The sequence below is a fragment of the Pedobacter sp. GW460-11-11-14-TSB4 genome, assembly GCF_059423705.1.
Genome location: NZ_JBWKYI010000007.1, coordinates 75838 through 91475 on the forward strand (window position 1 = coordinate 75838; position 15638 = coordinate 91475).

Consider the following 15638-nt stretch of genomic DNA (forward strand, 5'->3'; position numbering starts at 1 on the left):
TTGTCTCCCTTTATAAAAACATACGAAATTTTATTTTTTAATGAGACTTTTACAATCGAGAACAATACAGATCACCCTTTTACTTTTAAGCTTATCATTTAACCTTTTCGCACAAACAAGTGGAAAAGCAAAAATTACCGGAATACTTAAAGATGCAAAAACACAAGAAACCATTCCATTTGCTACTGCAATTTTAATTGATAAGGCTACGGCCAAAAATGCAAAAATTGTGCAAACGGATGTTAACGGTGCTTTTGTAATGGCCGATATCCCTACCGGAAACTTTACCTTTAAAATAAGCTTTGTAGGCTACCAAACCATGGTTAGGGATAATGTTGCCATTACCGCTGCAACCGGCACCTTAAACTTCGGCGAGATTAAAATGAATCCTGCAAAAGGAAATGTGCTGAGTGAAATTACCGTAACAGGCCAGAAACAGGCGATGCAAATGGGTATCGACAAAAAGATTTTCGCGGTAGACCAGAGCGTAATCAGCGAAGGTGGCTCAGCCAGCGATTTATTGCAGAATGTTCCTTCTGTTTCTACCGATATGGATGGTAATGTGAGTTTACGTGGCTCTACAGGCGTTAAAGTATTAATTGATGGAAAACCATCTTTAATTGCCGGCGGTAATGTAGCGCAGATTCTTCAATCAATCCCAGCCAGCTCTATCGAAAGTGTGGAGGTAATTACTAACCCATCAGCTAAATATGATGCTGAAGGGCAATCAGGCATCATCAACATTGTATTGAAGAAAAACACAAAACTTGGTTTTAACGGTTCAGTTGCACTAACTGCAGGTAACCGCGATAACTATAATGCCAACACCAACTTAAGCTTTCAGAATAGCAAAGTTAACCTTTATGGCAATTATGGCTACCGTTACGGCAACCGTGTGGGCGGTGGTTTTCAAGACATCACATACAAAACACCAACCAGCTCAACAGCTTTCGCCAATCAGAATACGGTTTCTACCTCTAATGATAAGGGGCACAATGCCAAAGCGGGGCTAGATTATTATCTGGCACCAAAAAGCGTCGTTAGCTTATCGGGCGGTTTTAACTCGAGGGAAAATGAGCGGAATGAGTTGCTTGACATCAGACAATTAAATTCAAACCAGTCGCCAGTTTTATTGAGCAACAGAACCAATAATAATGATGGTTACGGAAAAAGTTATGATTTGAATTTAGATTACGTTCAGAAGTTTAGTAAGCCTAAAGAGGAGTTAACGTTCAACTTTGGCTATTCGCACGGAACAAATAACAACGACCAGACTTACAGCACCAATACCACGAACCGAAATGGCGTGCCGATTGATGAAACTTTAAGTTTACAACGGGTTTTTAATACAGGCGATAACACCAATTACAACATCCAGACTGATTATGCATTACCTGTTGGTAAAGCGGGTAAAGTTGAAGTAGGTTACCGCAGTCAGATCCGCTTAGGAAATAACGATCAATATGCCGATTCAATTCCAACCAATACGGAGGTTTATGTACGTAACAACAAGTTGATTAATGGTTTCGATAGCAAAGATCAGGTGCATGCACTTTATTTAAACTACCAAAACCAGATTAAAGATTTTGGTTACCAATTGGGTTTAAGGGCTGAAGATGCGCGTTTAGACACCCACTTGGAAGGTTATACAAACAATGTATTAACTACTGCAGAAGGAAATATCCACTACAAAAGGTTATATCCAAGTGTTTTCTTAACACAAAAACTAAAGGGCGATAATCAGCTTCAATTGAGTTATACCCGCCGCGTAAACCGCCCTCGTCCCTGGGATACCAATCCATTTTTAGACGTTTCAGATCCTTTAAACTACAGAGGTGGTAACCCAAATTTATTGCCTGAGGATGTGCACTCTTTCGAATTGGGTTATAGCAAATACTGGAAAAAAGTAACCTTAACATCGAGTTTATATTTCCGTCAAACCAATGATGTCATTCAAAGGGTAAGAAGTACGCCAGTTAACGGGATCATTACGTCAACCCCTCAAAACTTATCACACCAGATTAACAGCGGGGTAGAATTGATTGGCCGTTTTGATCTGATTAAAGCTTTAAATTTTACCACCAATGTAAACTTATACCAGGCAAAATTTGCCGGAGATGCGAGATTTGATATTGCATCGAGCAGTGGATTTAGCTGGAATGCCAACATAACGGCTAATTTAACGGTTGTTAAAGATGTTTCATTACAATTACGCGGCGATTACCGTGCACCAGAAGTAATGGCACAGGGAAAACGCAACGCCATGTACGGCATTGATGGTGGAGCCAAATACGATTTCCCAAACAAAAAAGCATCTTTAAGCTTCAATGTTCGGGATGTATTTAACACCAGAAGATGGAGCATGACCACAGAAGACAAAGCAACTATTGTTGATTTTGAACGACAGATGCAGGGAACAATGGGTAACTTAACCTTCTCTTACCGGTTTGGAAAAACAACATTTACGGGTGCTAAAAAGAAGAAAGACGATCAGCAGGATAACCGTCCTGATGAGGGATCATTTTAATAACCAAGGTGCTTAGAAAAATATTGCTAAGCACCTTTTTTTAACTAATCGGATATTGGAAAAACTTTTACCCAAGCTTTGCTTTACCTTATTAATTTTACTCAACGCCATTGCGGCGTTTGCTGTAGAAAAAGGCGTAATCAGCGGAAAAGTGGTTGAAGAAGTTGGTGGGTTATCCATACCATCGGCCGTCATATCTGTTTATATTGATGGATCTGAACAACCTGTAGTTACATCCGCTACAGATGAGGACGGCCATTTTAGCATTAAAAATCTAAAAACCGGGAATTATAGTATTAGGGTAAGTTTTGTGGGTTATGCGCCGTTAAAAGTAAATGGAATAGCCATCACAGAAAAAGATTTCGATAAAAACCTTGGCGCATTAAAATTAAGTTCTGATCAAAATTCTCTGCAGGAGGTAACCATTACCGTTCAGAAACCACCTATCGAATTTGGTGCCGATGGCGTTACTTACAATGTGGGTTCAACACTATTGGCCGAAGGCAGTACGGCAACAGATGTACTAAAAAATGTACCCATGGTACAGGTAGATATTGATGGCAATGCAACCATTGCCGGAAAAAGAAATACCAGAATTTTTATTGATGGCAAGCCCTCAGACTATATGACCTCCAACATTGCCGACCTGCTGAATGTGCTTCCCTCTGATGCCATTGATAAGATAGAAGTCCTGACCAATCCACCATCAAAATACAGCGGAGATGGCGAAGGCATCATCAATATTGTGATGAAAAAAGGCTTCAAAGTTGGTTTTAATGGAAATGTTGGCATTTCGAGCGGCTTGCAAGGCAATGGCAATACCAATGCAAATGCTTCTTACCGAGGAAAATCTTATGCCATAAACGGAAGTGCAGCATACCGTTATAATGTTGGCAAAGGTGATAGTCATAATTTCCGCGAAAACTTTTTCCCTGATACAACTTTCTATTATGACCAGTATGGCGCTTACCGCAACCATAACAACGGTGGAAATTTTAGAATGGGCTTAGACTGGACCATTAGTCCAAAGCAAAGTTTACGGTTATCAACCAATTACAACCTCAACAATTCGAATTCAAATTCTACCGCCGACCTTCATTATTTAAGCGAAGAAAAGATAGAAAACCGTTTACGCAACCAGCATAATACGGGCAAAGGCAACAGCAATAACTTTGTTTTTAATGCCGATTACGATCTCCAGACCGATACCAGTGGAGGTAAAATATCTTTAGGTCTAAACTTCAACACCAACAAAAGCATTGATTTTAGGGATTACAGCACCACTTATGCCCAACCCAGCACATCGGCCCCAACTTTACAGCAAAACAATAACAATACCGGGAACAGGGGCTTAAACGCAACCTTAGATTACGAAAAACCAATATTCAACAAACGCGATCGCATTGAGGCAGGCCTGGCATTTAATTACAGAGAGAACGACAATGATCTCCTGATCGAGAATTTTAATTTTGCAACGCAACAGTTTGTGCGTAATAACAAATTATCGAATCAGTTTTTATACAATGAAAATATTGCTGCAGCATACGCATCTTATAACTACCGAAAAGTAGGCTGGGGTGTTAAAACAGGCGTTAGAGCAGAACTTACCGATGTAGCTTTCGATTTATCTACTGGTCAGAATTACAATGTGAAACCCTATTTGAGTGTTTTTCCTAATGTATCTTTAAACCGGTTTTACCGCAAACGATATAATATTGGCGCCACTTATAGTATCCGTGTTAACCGTCCAAGGGAAAACACCTTAAATCCTCAGGTAAACAATGTTGATACGCTAAATATTTCCTACGGAAATCCTAATTTATCGCCGGCTTATACCCACCAGTTTGATATTAATTTTGGGGCTTTTGGCCAGAAATGGTCGTTTAATCCACGGCTCTCTTATTCAACCAGTCAAGGTGTTATAGAGCGTTACCGCACGGTTACCTTAATTCCGGGCTCCAATACCGCGAGATCTGAAAGCACTTATGATAATGTGGGAACTAATCATTCACTATCGCTTATCTTAATTGGAAATTATCGCCCTACCAATAAGATATCGGCCAATGGAAATTTCAGTGTGATCCAGAGTAATTATAAATCACAGTTAAACAGTTCGTTAAATCGGGATGGTCTGAGTTTTAGAGGAGCAATAGGCTTATCGATGCAATTACCACTTAAAACCGCCTTTGAATCGAACTTAAATTATGCCAACAACACCAATGCCCAGGGCCGGAACAAAGGTTCAATGACATCTAATTTCTCGGCACGGAAAGTCTTTTTTGGTAACCGGTTAAACCTTCGCATCACGATAAATGATATTTTAGGGAACAGAACCAATACCTTTTACAATGAAGGGCAGAATTTCAGACTGGAGAATTATTCGACAAACAACACCCAAAACTTCACCTTTAGTCTGAATTACCGTTTTACTAAAATTACTGTAAATAAAATCCCTCCTCCGCCCCCAGCTGTAAAACCACAGTAATAAATCATATTTGTTATCTTGCGGCATGGAAGAGATTAACCCCTGGAAAACACTAGAGAGCGAGGTAAAATACGACAACAACTGGATTCGTTTAACCGAACATCAGGTAATCAATCCGTCTGGCGGACAAGGGATTTACGGCACGGTTCATTTTAAAAATCTCGCTATTGGCATCCTTCCTTTGGATGAAAATTATAATACCTGGTTGGTTGGTCAATACCGATACCCAATTAACCTATATAGCTGGGAAATTCCAGAAGGTGGCGGGCCGTTTCATGAAGCACCATTGGAAAGTGCTCGGCGTGAATTGTTAGAAGAAACAGGCATGAGTGCCCGAAACTGGAAAGAGATACAAAGAATGCACCTTTCTAATTCGGTAAGCGACGAATTAAGCATTATCTATATAGCTACCGATCTCCTACAAGGCATTGCCATGCCTGAAGAAACAGAGGAACTTGTGGTTAAAAAATTGCCTTTTGATGAAGCCTATCAAATGGTTCTGAATGGAGAAATTACCGATTCGATGAGCGTAGCTGCAATCTTAAAAGCCAAACTGATGATGTTGAATGGTGAATTGTAGAATAATATATTAAGATTCCGTCATTTCGAGCGCAGTGCAGCGTAGTCGAGAAATCTTTCAGTGCATAAATATTAAATCAATTTTAAAGATTCCTCCACTACTATCGTAACGACACCAAAAATATGTCTACAGCTTTAAACCCTGTACAATTTGTTATATACTCTTATTGTTTTCGAGGTAATTAAACCAGAATAATTTATTATTATCTTTGCCACCTATTCAATCAACAAGATGAGCAAGCTTTTCGGATATATTTTAACCCCTGTTTTTTATATTTTCTTTGGATTAATGCTTTGCATTTTCCATCCTGTCCAATGGATCTGTTATAAGTTTTTTGGTTATAAGGCGCATAAAGTTTCGGTAGATATCCTCAACTTTTTCCTAACCTATTGCCAGATTTTTCTGTTCAATTCGATCAGTTTTAAGAATGAATACGATTTACCTACAGACAGGCCTATTATTTTTGCCGCTAACCACCAAAGTATGTACGATATACCTTCGTTAATTTGGTTTTTAAGAAAACACAGCGCAAAATTCATCTCGAAAATTGAGCTTACCAAAGGCATTCCATCTATATCCATTAACCTGCGCCTTGGCGGTGGAGCAAACATTAACCGGAAAGACAACAAGCAGGCGATTTCCGAAATCATCAAACTGGGCCGTAGGATGAAAGAGAATAATTGGAGCACTGTTATTTTCCCAGAAGGAACGCGGTCGAAAGACGGTCAATTGAAAACATTCCAGTTTGGAGGCATCGCTACCATATTAAAAGTAGTACCCAATGCGCTGGTAGTTCCGGTCGCTATAGAAAATTCGTGGAAAATTGTTCGCTTTGGCATGTTTCCCTTAACCACAGGAAATGCCTTAAAATGGACGGTTTTAAAGCCAATTGAACCATGCGTAAAAACACCAAATGAGATTACATTGGAAGTAGAAAACGAAATCAGGAAAGTTTTAGGCCAGCCAATGGCACAGCCTGCTACACTGTAAGGTTAACCGATTAATCGTTAGAATTGGTTATCGGTGAATGCTAAACGCTTAACCTTCCATCACCCATTTTACATCTTACCTATTCCCTAAATATTCTTATTCCCGATCACCCTGAAAAATTCATCACGATAGGTATCGCCAACAGGGATAATTTTTTGGTTGATGGTAATGCGGCTACGCTCGATACTTTCAATTTTATCAACAGCCACAATATAAGATTTGTGCACCCGGATAAACTGACCTTGAGGTAAGGCTTCTTCCATTTTCTTCATACTCTGTAGCGTAATTACACGCTCATCTTTCGTAAATATCGAAATGTAGTCCTTCAAACCTTCGATAAATAGAATATTGTGCAAATAGATCTTTTGAATCTTATGCTCAGTTTTTACGAAAATATAATCTTGAACAGGATTTGGCGAGCCAGAAAATGGTGCAGGTGTAACGATGGGTTGTGCTACACTTGCTGGCGCCTCAACTGGTTTTACCTGATTGTGTACTTTTTCTACCGCTTTATAAAAACGGTCGAATGCAATTGGCTTTAACAAATAATCCGATACATTAAGGTCGTAACTTTCTAAAGCATATTGCGGGTAAGCGGTAGTTAATATATAGTGGCATTTACTGCCTGCAATTTTTAAAAACTGGATTCCGGTTAGCTCAGGCATTTGAATATCTAAAAACACAAGATCAATCCCTCCGCCCTGAACAATCTGCAAAGCCTCAATTGGGTTTTCGCACCTTTTAACCATGGTTAAAAAAGGTACTTTCGAAATATAATCCTGTAAAATATCAAGCGCTAAAGGCTCATCATCAACAACAATACAGTTTAGGTTCATTTTAGGTTATTATTTTAATTAATGATTTTTATATCCGGTTTTTGGATTATATGTCAATCATCAGTTCACAGGTATAATGAGTAGCCGAATTTACAACATTTAATTTATATCTATCAGGATAAACCAATTGTAATCGTCGTTCTACATTGGTTAAACCAACTCCCCCCTGAGCATCTTTATTCTGCTGGTTCTTTTTATTAACTACACTAAAATGCAAAATCTTCTGGTTGGCAATGATATTGATTTTAATAGGCTCGGCCGGATCATTCACCACACCATGTTTAAAAGCATTTTCTACAAACGAAATCAACATCAGGGGCACAATTTTTTGATTATCAATTTCGCCGTTTAAGGTAAGTTCGATATAGGCACCATCTTTAAATCTTATTTTCTGCAGCTCGATATAACTGGTTAAATAATCTACTTCTTTGCTTAACGCTACGGTTGGCGTATTGCTCTCGTAAATCATGTAGCGCATAATCTCCGAAAGCTTCATAATGGCATCGGCGGTTTTGTCTGATTTCTGATAAGCCAGGGAATAGATATTATTAAGCGAGTTAAAAAGAAAATGAGGGTTTAACTGCGACTTTAAAAACTGAAGTTCCATTTCACGGCGCTCACTTTCTAAGTTACGTTGAATCCTTTCGCTTGCAAACCAATCGATCGTAAATTTGATAATGCAGCTACAGATTAAGAAAAAACCCGATAAAAATGTAACCAGAATCACAAAGTTGTGAACAGGTATTTCCATTCGTTTTCCTTTGGCACTTACCGTAGTCAATACATCATCTGGATACAATACTGCGATGGCGGTTTTAGCAACAACCGATACGGCAATCAATAATAAGAATGCTAAAACATATATGAGGTATTTTTTTCTCTTTTTGATTAACGAAGGAATTAAAAAGATATAGTTAATGTAGAAAATAGAAATATTGATTATACCATAAACCACATAGCTAATAAAATAATCTTTCATCGTATGCTTGGTGGTATCGAATATATTGCCACCAACGATAATCATTAAGATAATTGTCCAAAAAATAGCATGTAATATTAAAGGCCCTTTACTCTGTTTCATTAGAAATATATTAAATGGTTATGGAGCAGATATCCGTTCAATAGACGCATATCAACTTCATGCATCCAAAATAAATAAAGTTTTATCGATTTACTTACACAATCTACCAACGGGCATTTTTTTTCTACCAACGGCCCAATAGGCAAATTTTATCGACAAACGCCAAAAATGTCTGTTGATCTAGAATCTTGAACACTTGGTATAATAGATTTTAGCAGGTTGATTTTCTTGAGTTTCTTTGAATCATCAAAACGAAAACAAAATGAAAACATCATCAGCAATCAACTTAAACAATCAAGCAGTAATGGCTGATGATCACTTCACAGCCTCTCAAATAAAACTATCGATCATGAAAAAGTTAGCAAACACATCACCATTTTTACTTTTATTATTACCTGTATTTATGATGATTATCTTAACCCTTACCGTTAACACCAATCAGAATGATGCAGAAATAGTTGTAAAACCAACCAAAACATCTGGTTCTGTTGTGAAACAAGTTAGTGCTATTTTCAAATAGAACTATGGGTAATTACGCTATCGAAACAGTAGGTTTAAACTTTAACTTCGGCAACCAGGTTATTGTAAAAGATCTTTCCTTACAAGTACCAAAAGGCAGTATATATGGTTTCTTAGGCCCCAATGGGGCTGGAAAAACAACCACCATAAAAATCCTGCTGAACCTGCTGAAGTCGCCATCCGATCAGGTTTTTATATTTGGTAAAGAAATAAACAGTAACCGCATAGCGACCCTTAAACGTATAGGCGCTTTAGTAGAACAACCGGCCATTTATGGTCATTTAACGGGGAAAGAAAACCTGATTAACCGCTGTATTCTACTGGGTATTAAAAAAAATAAGGCTGATGAAATGCTGGCCCTGGTGGGCTTAACTGAGGCAGCCAATAAAAAAGCCAATAAATATTCATTAGGCATGAAACAACGGCTGGGCATTGCTCAGGCATTAATTTCAGACCCGGAATTATTACTACTGGATGAGCCTACTAATGGCTTAGATCCAAATGGCATCATTGAGATTCGAAATCTGATGATCGATTTAGCCACAAAACATCAAAAAACAATATTGGTTTCAAGCCACTTATTGGCAGAAATAGAAAGAACAGCAACTCATGTTGGTATTATAAACAAGGGGCAATTATTATTTCAGGGCACGATTAACGAACTTCATTTACTGAGTAAACCTATGCTCGAAATCGAGGTAGACAAGATTGAAAGTGCAAGTTCCTTTTTAACAAAGTCGGGCTACGAAATTGCGGCAAAAACCGATAGGGTAATTACTATACCATTTACTTCATCGCAAAATAGCGGCGAGTTAAATACTTTACTCATTCAAAACGGTTTTACAGTGAGCAGTCTTTATCAGCAACGAAAAGATCTTGAAAACTTATTCCTTGATATTACTAAAACAAACTAACATGCACGCTCTTTATATTTCCTTAGTTTCAGAATTTTACAAATCAAGAAAGACCCTGGCTTTCTGGGCAGCGATATTGTTACCGCTGATCATATGCGGCTTAATCACTTTTGGTTTTTATTCCAGTTCCGAAAAAGTTCTCGCCAATCATTATCCTCCCATGATATTGTGGGCACAGTATAGTGGTGCAGCACTAGGCGTAATGGGCTTTTTGGTCATGCCGTTTTACGTCATATTTATGGCTTTTTCAGTTAATAATATCGAACATAAAAACGATACCTGGAAAATGTTATTTGCTCAGCCTTTAAATAAATTTTCGATTTATGCCGCGAAATACCTTTATGCAATATTTTTAATATTTATCTGTTTATTCCTTTTTGCTTCCTTAACCTTTGCTTTTGGCCATTTACTACAAGTTTTGGTGCCAAAATATAATTTCAATCAATATAACCCACAAAACATCCTCATCAACTCTTATGCTAAACTTTTCCTGTCATCATTAGGCATTTTATCGCTACAGTTTATCCTGAGTTTGATATGGGGCGATTTTCTTAAACCGATGGGCATTGGTTTTGTTGGAACTATAATGGGCATTATTACGGCAAATGTAGGCTGGAAATACGCCTATCTGATTCCTTATTCACTACCTGCCTTGGCTTTAAAAATGACCAGGGTAAAAAAAGGAGGCGATCCGCTGGATTTTCCGGTTTTTACGCAGGAAATATGGACAAGTTTAATTTATGCGGCTATTCTTTTCATTATAGGCTATTTTATCGTAACCAAAAAGAGTATAAAATAGTATCAATCTGTAAATTTCTTGTCTTAGATAAGGTAATCATGTAAAAATCTCATTGGATAATAATTTGAAGTGGTTTAAAGTGTAATTTAGATCAAATCAACCACCAAATTATTCATAAAATGATCAAAAGATTTACAATCACGGCATTGGTCTTTGGCCTGTGCTTTTCAGCGCTTGCACAAGACACCCCTGATGCAGCTGTAGTACAAAAAATAAGAAAGGAAGGTTTAGAAAATTCGAAGGCAATGGATATTGCTTTTAATTTAACAGATGTAAGCGGTCCCCGCTTATCAAACTCTCCGGGATTAAAAAAAGCACAAGATTGGGCAGTGAAACAACTAACCGATTGGGGATTAAAAAATGCGCACCTCGAAGCATGGGGAACTTTCGGAAAAGGCTGGCAGATTGATAAATACTATGCAGCCACCACACTACCTTACTATCACGCCATTATTGCCGCTCCTAAAGCATGGACACCTGGCACAAATGGCCCGATCAAATCGCAGGTCATTTTAATCAAGGCCGATAGTGTTGCCGATTTAGCGAAATATAAAGGTAAATTGGCCGGAAAAATCATTATGATGGATCAGGGCACCCCACTTACCAGTGGCATTAAACCTGATTTTTCGCGCTATGCCGATACTACATTGGCACAAATGGCCGCAGCAAAACCTCAAACTGCAGGCCCAAGACAACGCCCGGCCGGGGGACCAATGGCCGATAGAATGGCGCAGATGGCGAAAATGCGCGAAATCCGTGCGGCAATGAGTGCCATGTTGGTTGAAGAGAAAGTAGGTTTAATTTTAACTTATGCCCGTGGAGGACAGGGGACCTTTTTCACCAGCAACGGTGCTTCTTATGCTTTAGACGCAAAACCAGTATCACCTGAACTTGAAGTTGCAGCAGAAGATTACTTGCATATATTGCGCCTTTTACGCGCTGGCAAGCCTGTAGAAGTTGAAGCCGATATCAAAACCTCTTTTTACGACCAGGATACTCAAGGGTATAACGTAATTGCCGAAATACCTGGGACAGATAAAAAACTAAAAGATGAAGTGGTAATGATTGGCGGGCACTTCGATTCGTGGCATGCGGCAACTGGTGCAACAGATAATGCGGCAGGTTCTACGGTAATGATGGAAGCCATGCGTATTTTAAAAGCGATAGATTTTAAACCAAAGCGCACCATCCGTATTGCACTTTGGAGCTCAGAAGAGCAAGGTTTATTTGGCTCAAGGGGTTATGTAGCAAAACACTTTGGCGATCCGAAAACTATGGTATTAACGCCAGATCAGAAAAAAATATCAGCTTATTACAACCTCGATAACGGAACAGGAAAAATCCGCGGTGTTTATTTACAAGGCAATGCAGCGGCTGGTCCGATTTTCCAAAGTTGGTTAACCCCATTTAACGATCTTGGCGCAACCACCATCACGATCAATAACACAGGCGGTACTGACCACCAGGCCTTTGATGCAATAGGCATCCCGGGTTTCCAATTTATTCAGGATCCTGCCGATTACAATACCCGTACCCACCATAGCAATATGGATACTTATGATAGACTTGTTGAGGATGATTTAAAACAAGCAGCAACCATTATTGCTTCTTTTGTTTATAATACTTCGCAGCGCGAGGGACAGATTCCAAGAAAAGAACTACCTGCCCCACAACCCGCAAGACCTTAAACCAAAATACAGTATAAACAAAAGCCTGCTGATTTGACTTTAGTATCAAATAGCAGGCTATATTGTTTAAAAGTGAGAGGTTATGGTATATTTTAAAATCTCTAAAGAGATAATATTCTTTCTTTAAACGCCCAAACAATTAATTGGTAAGAATTTTTAAGATCAAGTTTTCTTACCATATTTCTCCGGTGCGTATTAACTGTATGCTCGCTGATAAAAAGCATTTCACCAATTTCTTTACTGTTGTAACCCATTGATAACAGGTGTACAATTTCGACCTCCCTTTCGCTAATCGAACTATGATTTTCCTGTAGTAGGATATTATTTATCATTTTGAAAGAATTAAATGGTTAATGTTTCTAATAATCAAGCCTTGATAAAAACAGACTTATTTTAAAATAAGTCCAAAATATTTGTTTTCATAGGATAGACCGTATTCATTGTTTACAATAACAAATTATTGAGTTGCTATTGTATACCAAAAGTAGTGGTAGGCCGTAATTGGGTGTTAGCACAAAAAACCCTAAATAAAAGGGTATTTTTACGGTATTTTTGATTATTTTAGGATTAGGTAAATTCAGTTGAATTATATAAATTTATGAATAACTTAAATTTTTAAATTATGATAAAAGAACTTGAAACCAATGCTCTGACTGATGAAGTGGAAAACCAAACGAATCAGTTGTTGAGAAAAGACCTGATTGAAATAGAAGGAATTTCTAGTGAATTAATCAAATCAAATGAAAAATTAGAGGAAGGAGTCTCTAATTCACTTACATTAGACATTGCTAAGCAAATGACAGCGGCATATAAAAACAACCAAGTTCTACCACGAGGTAGTTATACAGAATCTGCTTGGTTCCCTGCTAGTCAAATTCTTCAATTAGCGCAAAACATTATTGAACACGGCGGTGATGGATTAAGAATCCATTTTGGAAGATATAATGAAGAAATAATTAGTCAGATCAATGAACTTCCATATGGCAAGAAAGTGCCAGAAAACTATAAAAACTTAGACACTCTTATTTTTTCAATTACGAAAAACGTCGATGGAATTCCCAAAACCGATTATTTTGAATCTACACCTAAAACCAACAAGCTGAAAGCAACTACTGCTTTTACATTTAAATCCACAAAAAACCAAGTATACCTAGAAAATAGAGGAGACATTTGCCCACCATCAATGACTGTTAGTGGAATGGATGTTATAACAATTTAAACATAATATTTGGCAGCTATCCACTTTAAGAGAGAAAGAATACAATAATTCATGAGCCCGATTCAAAGTTGGGCTCATTTTTTTTATCCAATTTGGCTTTGATTCAATCTAAATTTTGAAATAAAACATCAGTTTAGAATTGGATTCTCGCTTAATTAATCTAAATGTTGCTTTACTCCGAATTATTATCGATTTTTAGAGAAAATCAAACAATAAATTTATGAGTCAAAAATTAAATTCGGAACCTATCGATAAGAAGGTTGCGCAGGCCATGGTTGATGCCTATGCCGTAGAAGCAAGAAAGTTTCCACAATCTTTCACCAAAGCAGTATGGTTTCCGGCAGAACAGATCTTAGAAATTGCAAAAGCAATGAGCGAAGGAAAATATGATGGGTTAAGGCTTTATTTTGCGCAATATACCGATGTTTTGCCTGAAGGTGTAAAAAGTGGATCTACAGGTAGAAACACCTTATTACTGGTTCCAACTACTCCAGCTGAAAGCAATGACGACGAACACCAGGATAATCTTGATGATATTGGAAACCGAGGGCAGGGCTGCCCTGATATGTGTGGAGGAACAGATTTATAAATAATGAGGTATTTATCTTCTATATTTATAGCAGAGCTGATCTGCTTAATAGTTGCCATTGCTACAATATGGAAAGATAAAAATGCCTTTGGGAAAGTAATTACCTGTTATTTGGCCGTTGCATTGGTTACTGAAGAAGCAGTGACTTATTTTGCAATAAGAAGTATACACAATTTATGGCTCTTTAATATTTTTATATTTTTTGAAATCAGCACAATATTATATGGCCTTTACCATTGCTTAAAAGAGTATACCAATCCCAAACCTATATTTATTATAGGTTCGGGTATTGTGTACTTATTATACTTTAGCTTTTTTATCACCCATCCCTTTACCGATCTAAATACGATTACCATTAGTGTGATGTCGGTCCTTTTCACACTTTATTGTCTGTACTATTATTATTTATTGTTAAAAGACGAACACTTTATCGAGATCAAAACACATCCCCAATTTTGGTGGGTAACAGGCGTTTTATTTTACTACTTTGGTAGCACCATGTCGAACATCTTTGATGGATTGTTTACCGTTAAGATTATAAGTTATTATACCTTAAGATATTGTATTTACATCGTATTAAACCTTATTTTATATAGTTTTTGGTTATATTCCTTTATATGCAGAATGAAACAGCAAAAATTGCAATCTTAGTTGCCATTTCAACACTAATATTCCTGCTTGTACCTGTGTTTTTGATTTTATACATCCGATCGTACAATCGGCATAAAAAGAATCATGTATTGGAAAAACAGAATATGCAGCAAAAATTTGAGTCCGAAATGCTTCAAACCCGGGTTGAAGTACAAGACCAAACCATGCAGAGTATCGCCACAGAATTACATGATAACGTTGGCCAGTTACTCAGCCTTACCACACTCACCTTAAATTCTGTAAACTTAAATGATGGCGAAAAAGCCAGGAAGAAAATCGACAATTCATTGGCACTTGTTAATAAATCCATTAAAGAACTAAGGGAGTTGGCTAAACTATTACATGGAGAGCAGCTGGTCGAAAATGGCCTTGGCCATGCCATCGATCAGGAAATTAACTGGTTGAATAAAGCTGGTACTTATGAATTAAAGATTAACAACCTGCTTGTTGATCTGCAAATTGCATCACCAGATAAGGATTTGATCATTCTTCGTTTATTACAGGAAGTTATCAATAATATCATCAAACATGCCCAGGCAACCTGTATCCAGATCGATTCACACCTGGCAGACAATATTTTATACCTGAGAATTGCAGAAAATGGAGTTGGTTTTGAGCCTGAAGAAATTAAATCAAAAAAATCAGGGATGGGCTTAAATTCTATTTATAAAAGAATTGAGATGATCAATGGAAAATTAATATTAAATTCGGCTCCAGGCGAGGGCACTTCCATCTCAATAGAAGTTCCATACCCTTAATT

Annotated in this window: 15 protein-coding genes; 12 read left to right on the forward strand and 3 right to left on the reverse strand. The window is 37.7% G+C overall.

The window, feature by feature from the left end; genetic code table 11:
• Nucleotides 1-40: 40 nt before the first annotated feature.
• From AC07YT_RS09205 to AC07YT_RS09220, 4 genes are all read left to right on the forward strand, one after another.
• Complete coding sequence (locus tag AC07YT_RS09205; RefSeq protein ID WP_086548808.1) at nt 41-2527, forward strand: TonB-dependent receptor; 2487 nt, start codon at nt 41-43, stop codon at nt 2525-2527.
• A 55-nt stretch (nt 2528-2582) separates the two neighbouring features.
• Nucleotides 2583-5012 carry a TonB-dependent receptor gene (locus AC07YT_RS09210; protein WP_086548807.1) on the forward strand — a complete coding sequence of 810 codons (2430 nt, stop codon included), beginning with the start codon at nt 2583-2585 and terminating at the stop codon, nt 5010-5012.
• Between the two features lie 25 nt (nt 5013-5037).
• Complete coding sequence (locus tag AC07YT_RS09215) at nt 5038-5592, forward strand: NUDIX domain-containing protein (protein WP_086548806.1); 555 nt, start codon at nt 5038-5040, stop codon at nt 5590-5592.
• A gap of 231 nt (nt 5593-5823) precedes the next feature.
• Nucleotides 5824-6582 carry a lysophospholipid acyltransferase family protein gene (locus tag AC07YT_RS09220; protein WP_086548805.1) on the forward strand — a complete coding sequence of 253 codons (759 nt, stop codon included), beginning with the start codon at nt 5824-5826 and terminating at the stop codon, nt 6580-6582.
• 86 nt (nt 6583-6668) lie between these two features.
• On the opposite strand, the gene AC07YT_RS09225 is transcribed toward AC07YT_RS09220, so the two are convergent.
• Both AC07YT_RS09225 and AC07YT_RS09230 read right to left on the reverse strand, forming a co-directional pair.
• Entirely contained in the window at nt 6669-7418 is a 750-nt protein-coding gene (locus tag AC07YT_RS09225; RefSeq protein ID WP_086548804.1) for a LytR/AlgR family response regulator transcription factor, read from the reverse strand.
• 46 nt (nt 7419-7464) lie between these two features.
• Nucleotides 7465-8499, reverse strand: coding sequence for a sensor histidine kinase (locus AC07YT_RS09230; RefSeq protein ID WP_478357989.1), 1035 nt, complete (start codon nt 8497-8499; stop codon nt 7465-7467).
• A gap of 262 nt (nt 8500-8761) precedes the next feature.
• On the opposite strand from AC07YT_RS09230, the gene AC07YT_RS09235 reads away from it, so the two are divergent.
• From AC07YT_RS09235 to AC07YT_RS09250, 4 genes are all read left to right on the forward strand, one after another.
• Complete coding sequence (locus AC07YT_RS09235) at nt 8762-9019, forward strand: hypothetical protein (RefSeq protein ID WP_086548803.1); 258 nt, start codon at nt 8762-8764, stop codon at nt 9017-9019.
• A gap of 4 nt (nt 9020-9023) precedes the next feature.
• Nucleotides 9024-9932, forward strand: coding sequence for an ABC transporter ATP-binding protein (locus tag AC07YT_RS09240; RefSeq protein ID WP_086548802.1), 909 nt, complete (start codon nt 9024-9026; stop codon nt 9930-9932).
• Nucleotide 9933: 1 nt separating this feature from the next.
• Nucleotides 9934-10731: an ABC transporter permease gene (locus AC07YT_RS09245; RefSeq protein WP_086548801.1), complete on the forward strand. Its 798-nt coding sequence runs from the start codon at nt 9934-9936 to the stop codon at nt 10729-10731.
• Nucleotides 10732-10850: 119 nt separating this feature from the next.
• Nucleotides 10851-12419 carry a M28 family metallopeptidase gene (locus AC07YT_RS09250; protein WP_494945288.1) on the forward strand — a complete coding sequence of 523 codons (1569 nt, stop codon included), beginning with the start codon at nt 10851-10853 and terminating at the stop codon, nt 12417-12419.
• 101 nt (nt 12420-12520) lie between these two features.
• On the opposite strand, the gene AC07YT_RS09255 is transcribed toward AC07YT_RS09250, so the two are convergent.
• Nucleotides 12521-12751 (reverse strand): response regulator transcription factor, encoded by a 231-nt coding sequence (locus AC07YT_RS09255; protein WP_086548800.1) that lies wholly within the window; start codon nt 12749-12751, stop codon nt 12521-12523.
• 290 nt (nt 12752-13041) lie between these two features.
• Here AC07YT_RS09255 and AC07YT_RS09260 point away from each other — a divergent pair, with 290 nt between their 5' ends.
• The 4 genes from AC07YT_RS09260 to AC07YT_RS09275 all read left to right on the forward strand — a co-directional run bounded on the left by AC07YT_RS09260 (nt 13042) and on the right by AC07YT_RS09275 (nt 15636).
• Complete coding sequence (locus AC07YT_RS09260; protein ID WP_086548799.1) at nt 13042-13638, forward strand: hypothetical protein; 597 nt, start codon at nt 13042-13044, stop codon at nt 13636-13638.
• Nucleotides 13639-13858: 220 nt separating this feature from the next.
• Nucleotides 13859-14227, forward strand: a complete 369-nt coding sequence (locus AC07YT_RS09265) for a hypothetical protein (RefSeq protein ID WP_086548798.1) — start codon at nt 13859-13861, stop codon at nt 14225-14227.
• A gap of 3 nt (nt 14228-14230) precedes the next feature.
• Nucleotides 14231-14878, forward strand: coding sequence for a hypothetical protein (locus AC07YT_RS09270; RefSeq protein ID WP_086548797.1), 648 nt, complete (start codon nt 14231-14233; stop codon nt 14876-14878).
• An 89-nt stretch (nt 14879-14967) separates the two neighbouring features.
• Nucleotides 14968-15636 carry a sensor histidine kinase gene (locus AC07YT_RS09275; RefSeq protein WP_494945289.1) on the forward strand — a complete coding sequence of 223 codons (669 nt, stop codon included), beginning with the start codon at nt 14968-14970 and terminating at the stop codon, nt 15634-15636.
• Nucleotides 15637-15638 lie beyond the last annotated feature (2 nt).

Coding starts and splice junctions, on each gene's coding strand:
- AC07YT_RS09205 (WP_086548808.1), top strand. CDS start 41: ATGAGACTTTTACAATCGAGAACAATACAGATCACCCTTTTACTTTTA.
- AC07YT_RS09250 (WP_494945288.1), top strand. CDS start 10,851: ATGATCAAAAGATTTACAATCACGGCATTGGTCTTTGGCCTGTGCTTT.
- AC07YT_RS09225 (WP_086548804.1), bottom strand. CDS start 7,418: ATGAACCTAAACTGTATTGTTGTTGATGATGAGCCTTTAGCGCTTGAT.
- AC07YT_RS09245 (WP_086548801.1), top strand. CDS start 9,934: ATGCACGCTCTTTATATTTCCTTAGTTTCAGAATTTTACAAATCAAGA.
- AC07YT_RS09215 (WP_086548806.1), top strand. CDS start 5,038: ATGGAAGAGATTAACCCCTGGAAAACACTAGAGAGCGAGGTAAAATAC.
- AC07YT_RS09235 (WP_086548803.1), top strand. CDS start 8,762: ATGAAAACATCATCAGCAATCAACTTAAACAATCAAGCAGTAATGGCT.
- AC07YT_RS09240 (WP_086548802.1), top strand. CDS start 9,024: ATGGGTAATTACGCTATCGAAACAGTAGGTTTAAACTTTAACTTCGGC.
- AC07YT_RS09265 (WP_086548798.1), top strand. CDS start 13,859: ATGAGTCAAAAATTAAATTCGGAACCTATCGATAAGAAGGTTGCGCAG.
- AC07YT_RS09220 (WP_086548805.1), top strand. CDS start 5,824: ATGAGCAAGCTTTTCGGATATATTTTAACCCCTGTTTTTTATATTTTC.
- AC07YT_RS09270 (WP_086548797.1), top strand. CDS start 14,231: ATGAGGTATTTATCTTCTATATTTATAGCAGAGCTGATCTGCTTAATA.
- AC07YT_RS09255 (WP_086548800.1), bottom strand. CDS start 12,751: ATGATAAATAATATCCTACTACAGGAAAATCATAGTTCGATTAGCGAA.
- AC07YT_RS09260 (WP_086548799.1), top strand. CDS start 13,042: ATGATAAAAGAACTTGAAACCAATGCTCTGACTGATGAAGTGGAAAAC.
- AC07YT_RS09230 (WP_478357989.1), bottom strand. CDS start 8,499: ATGAAACAGAGTAAAGGGCCTTTAATATTACATGCTATTTTTTGGACA.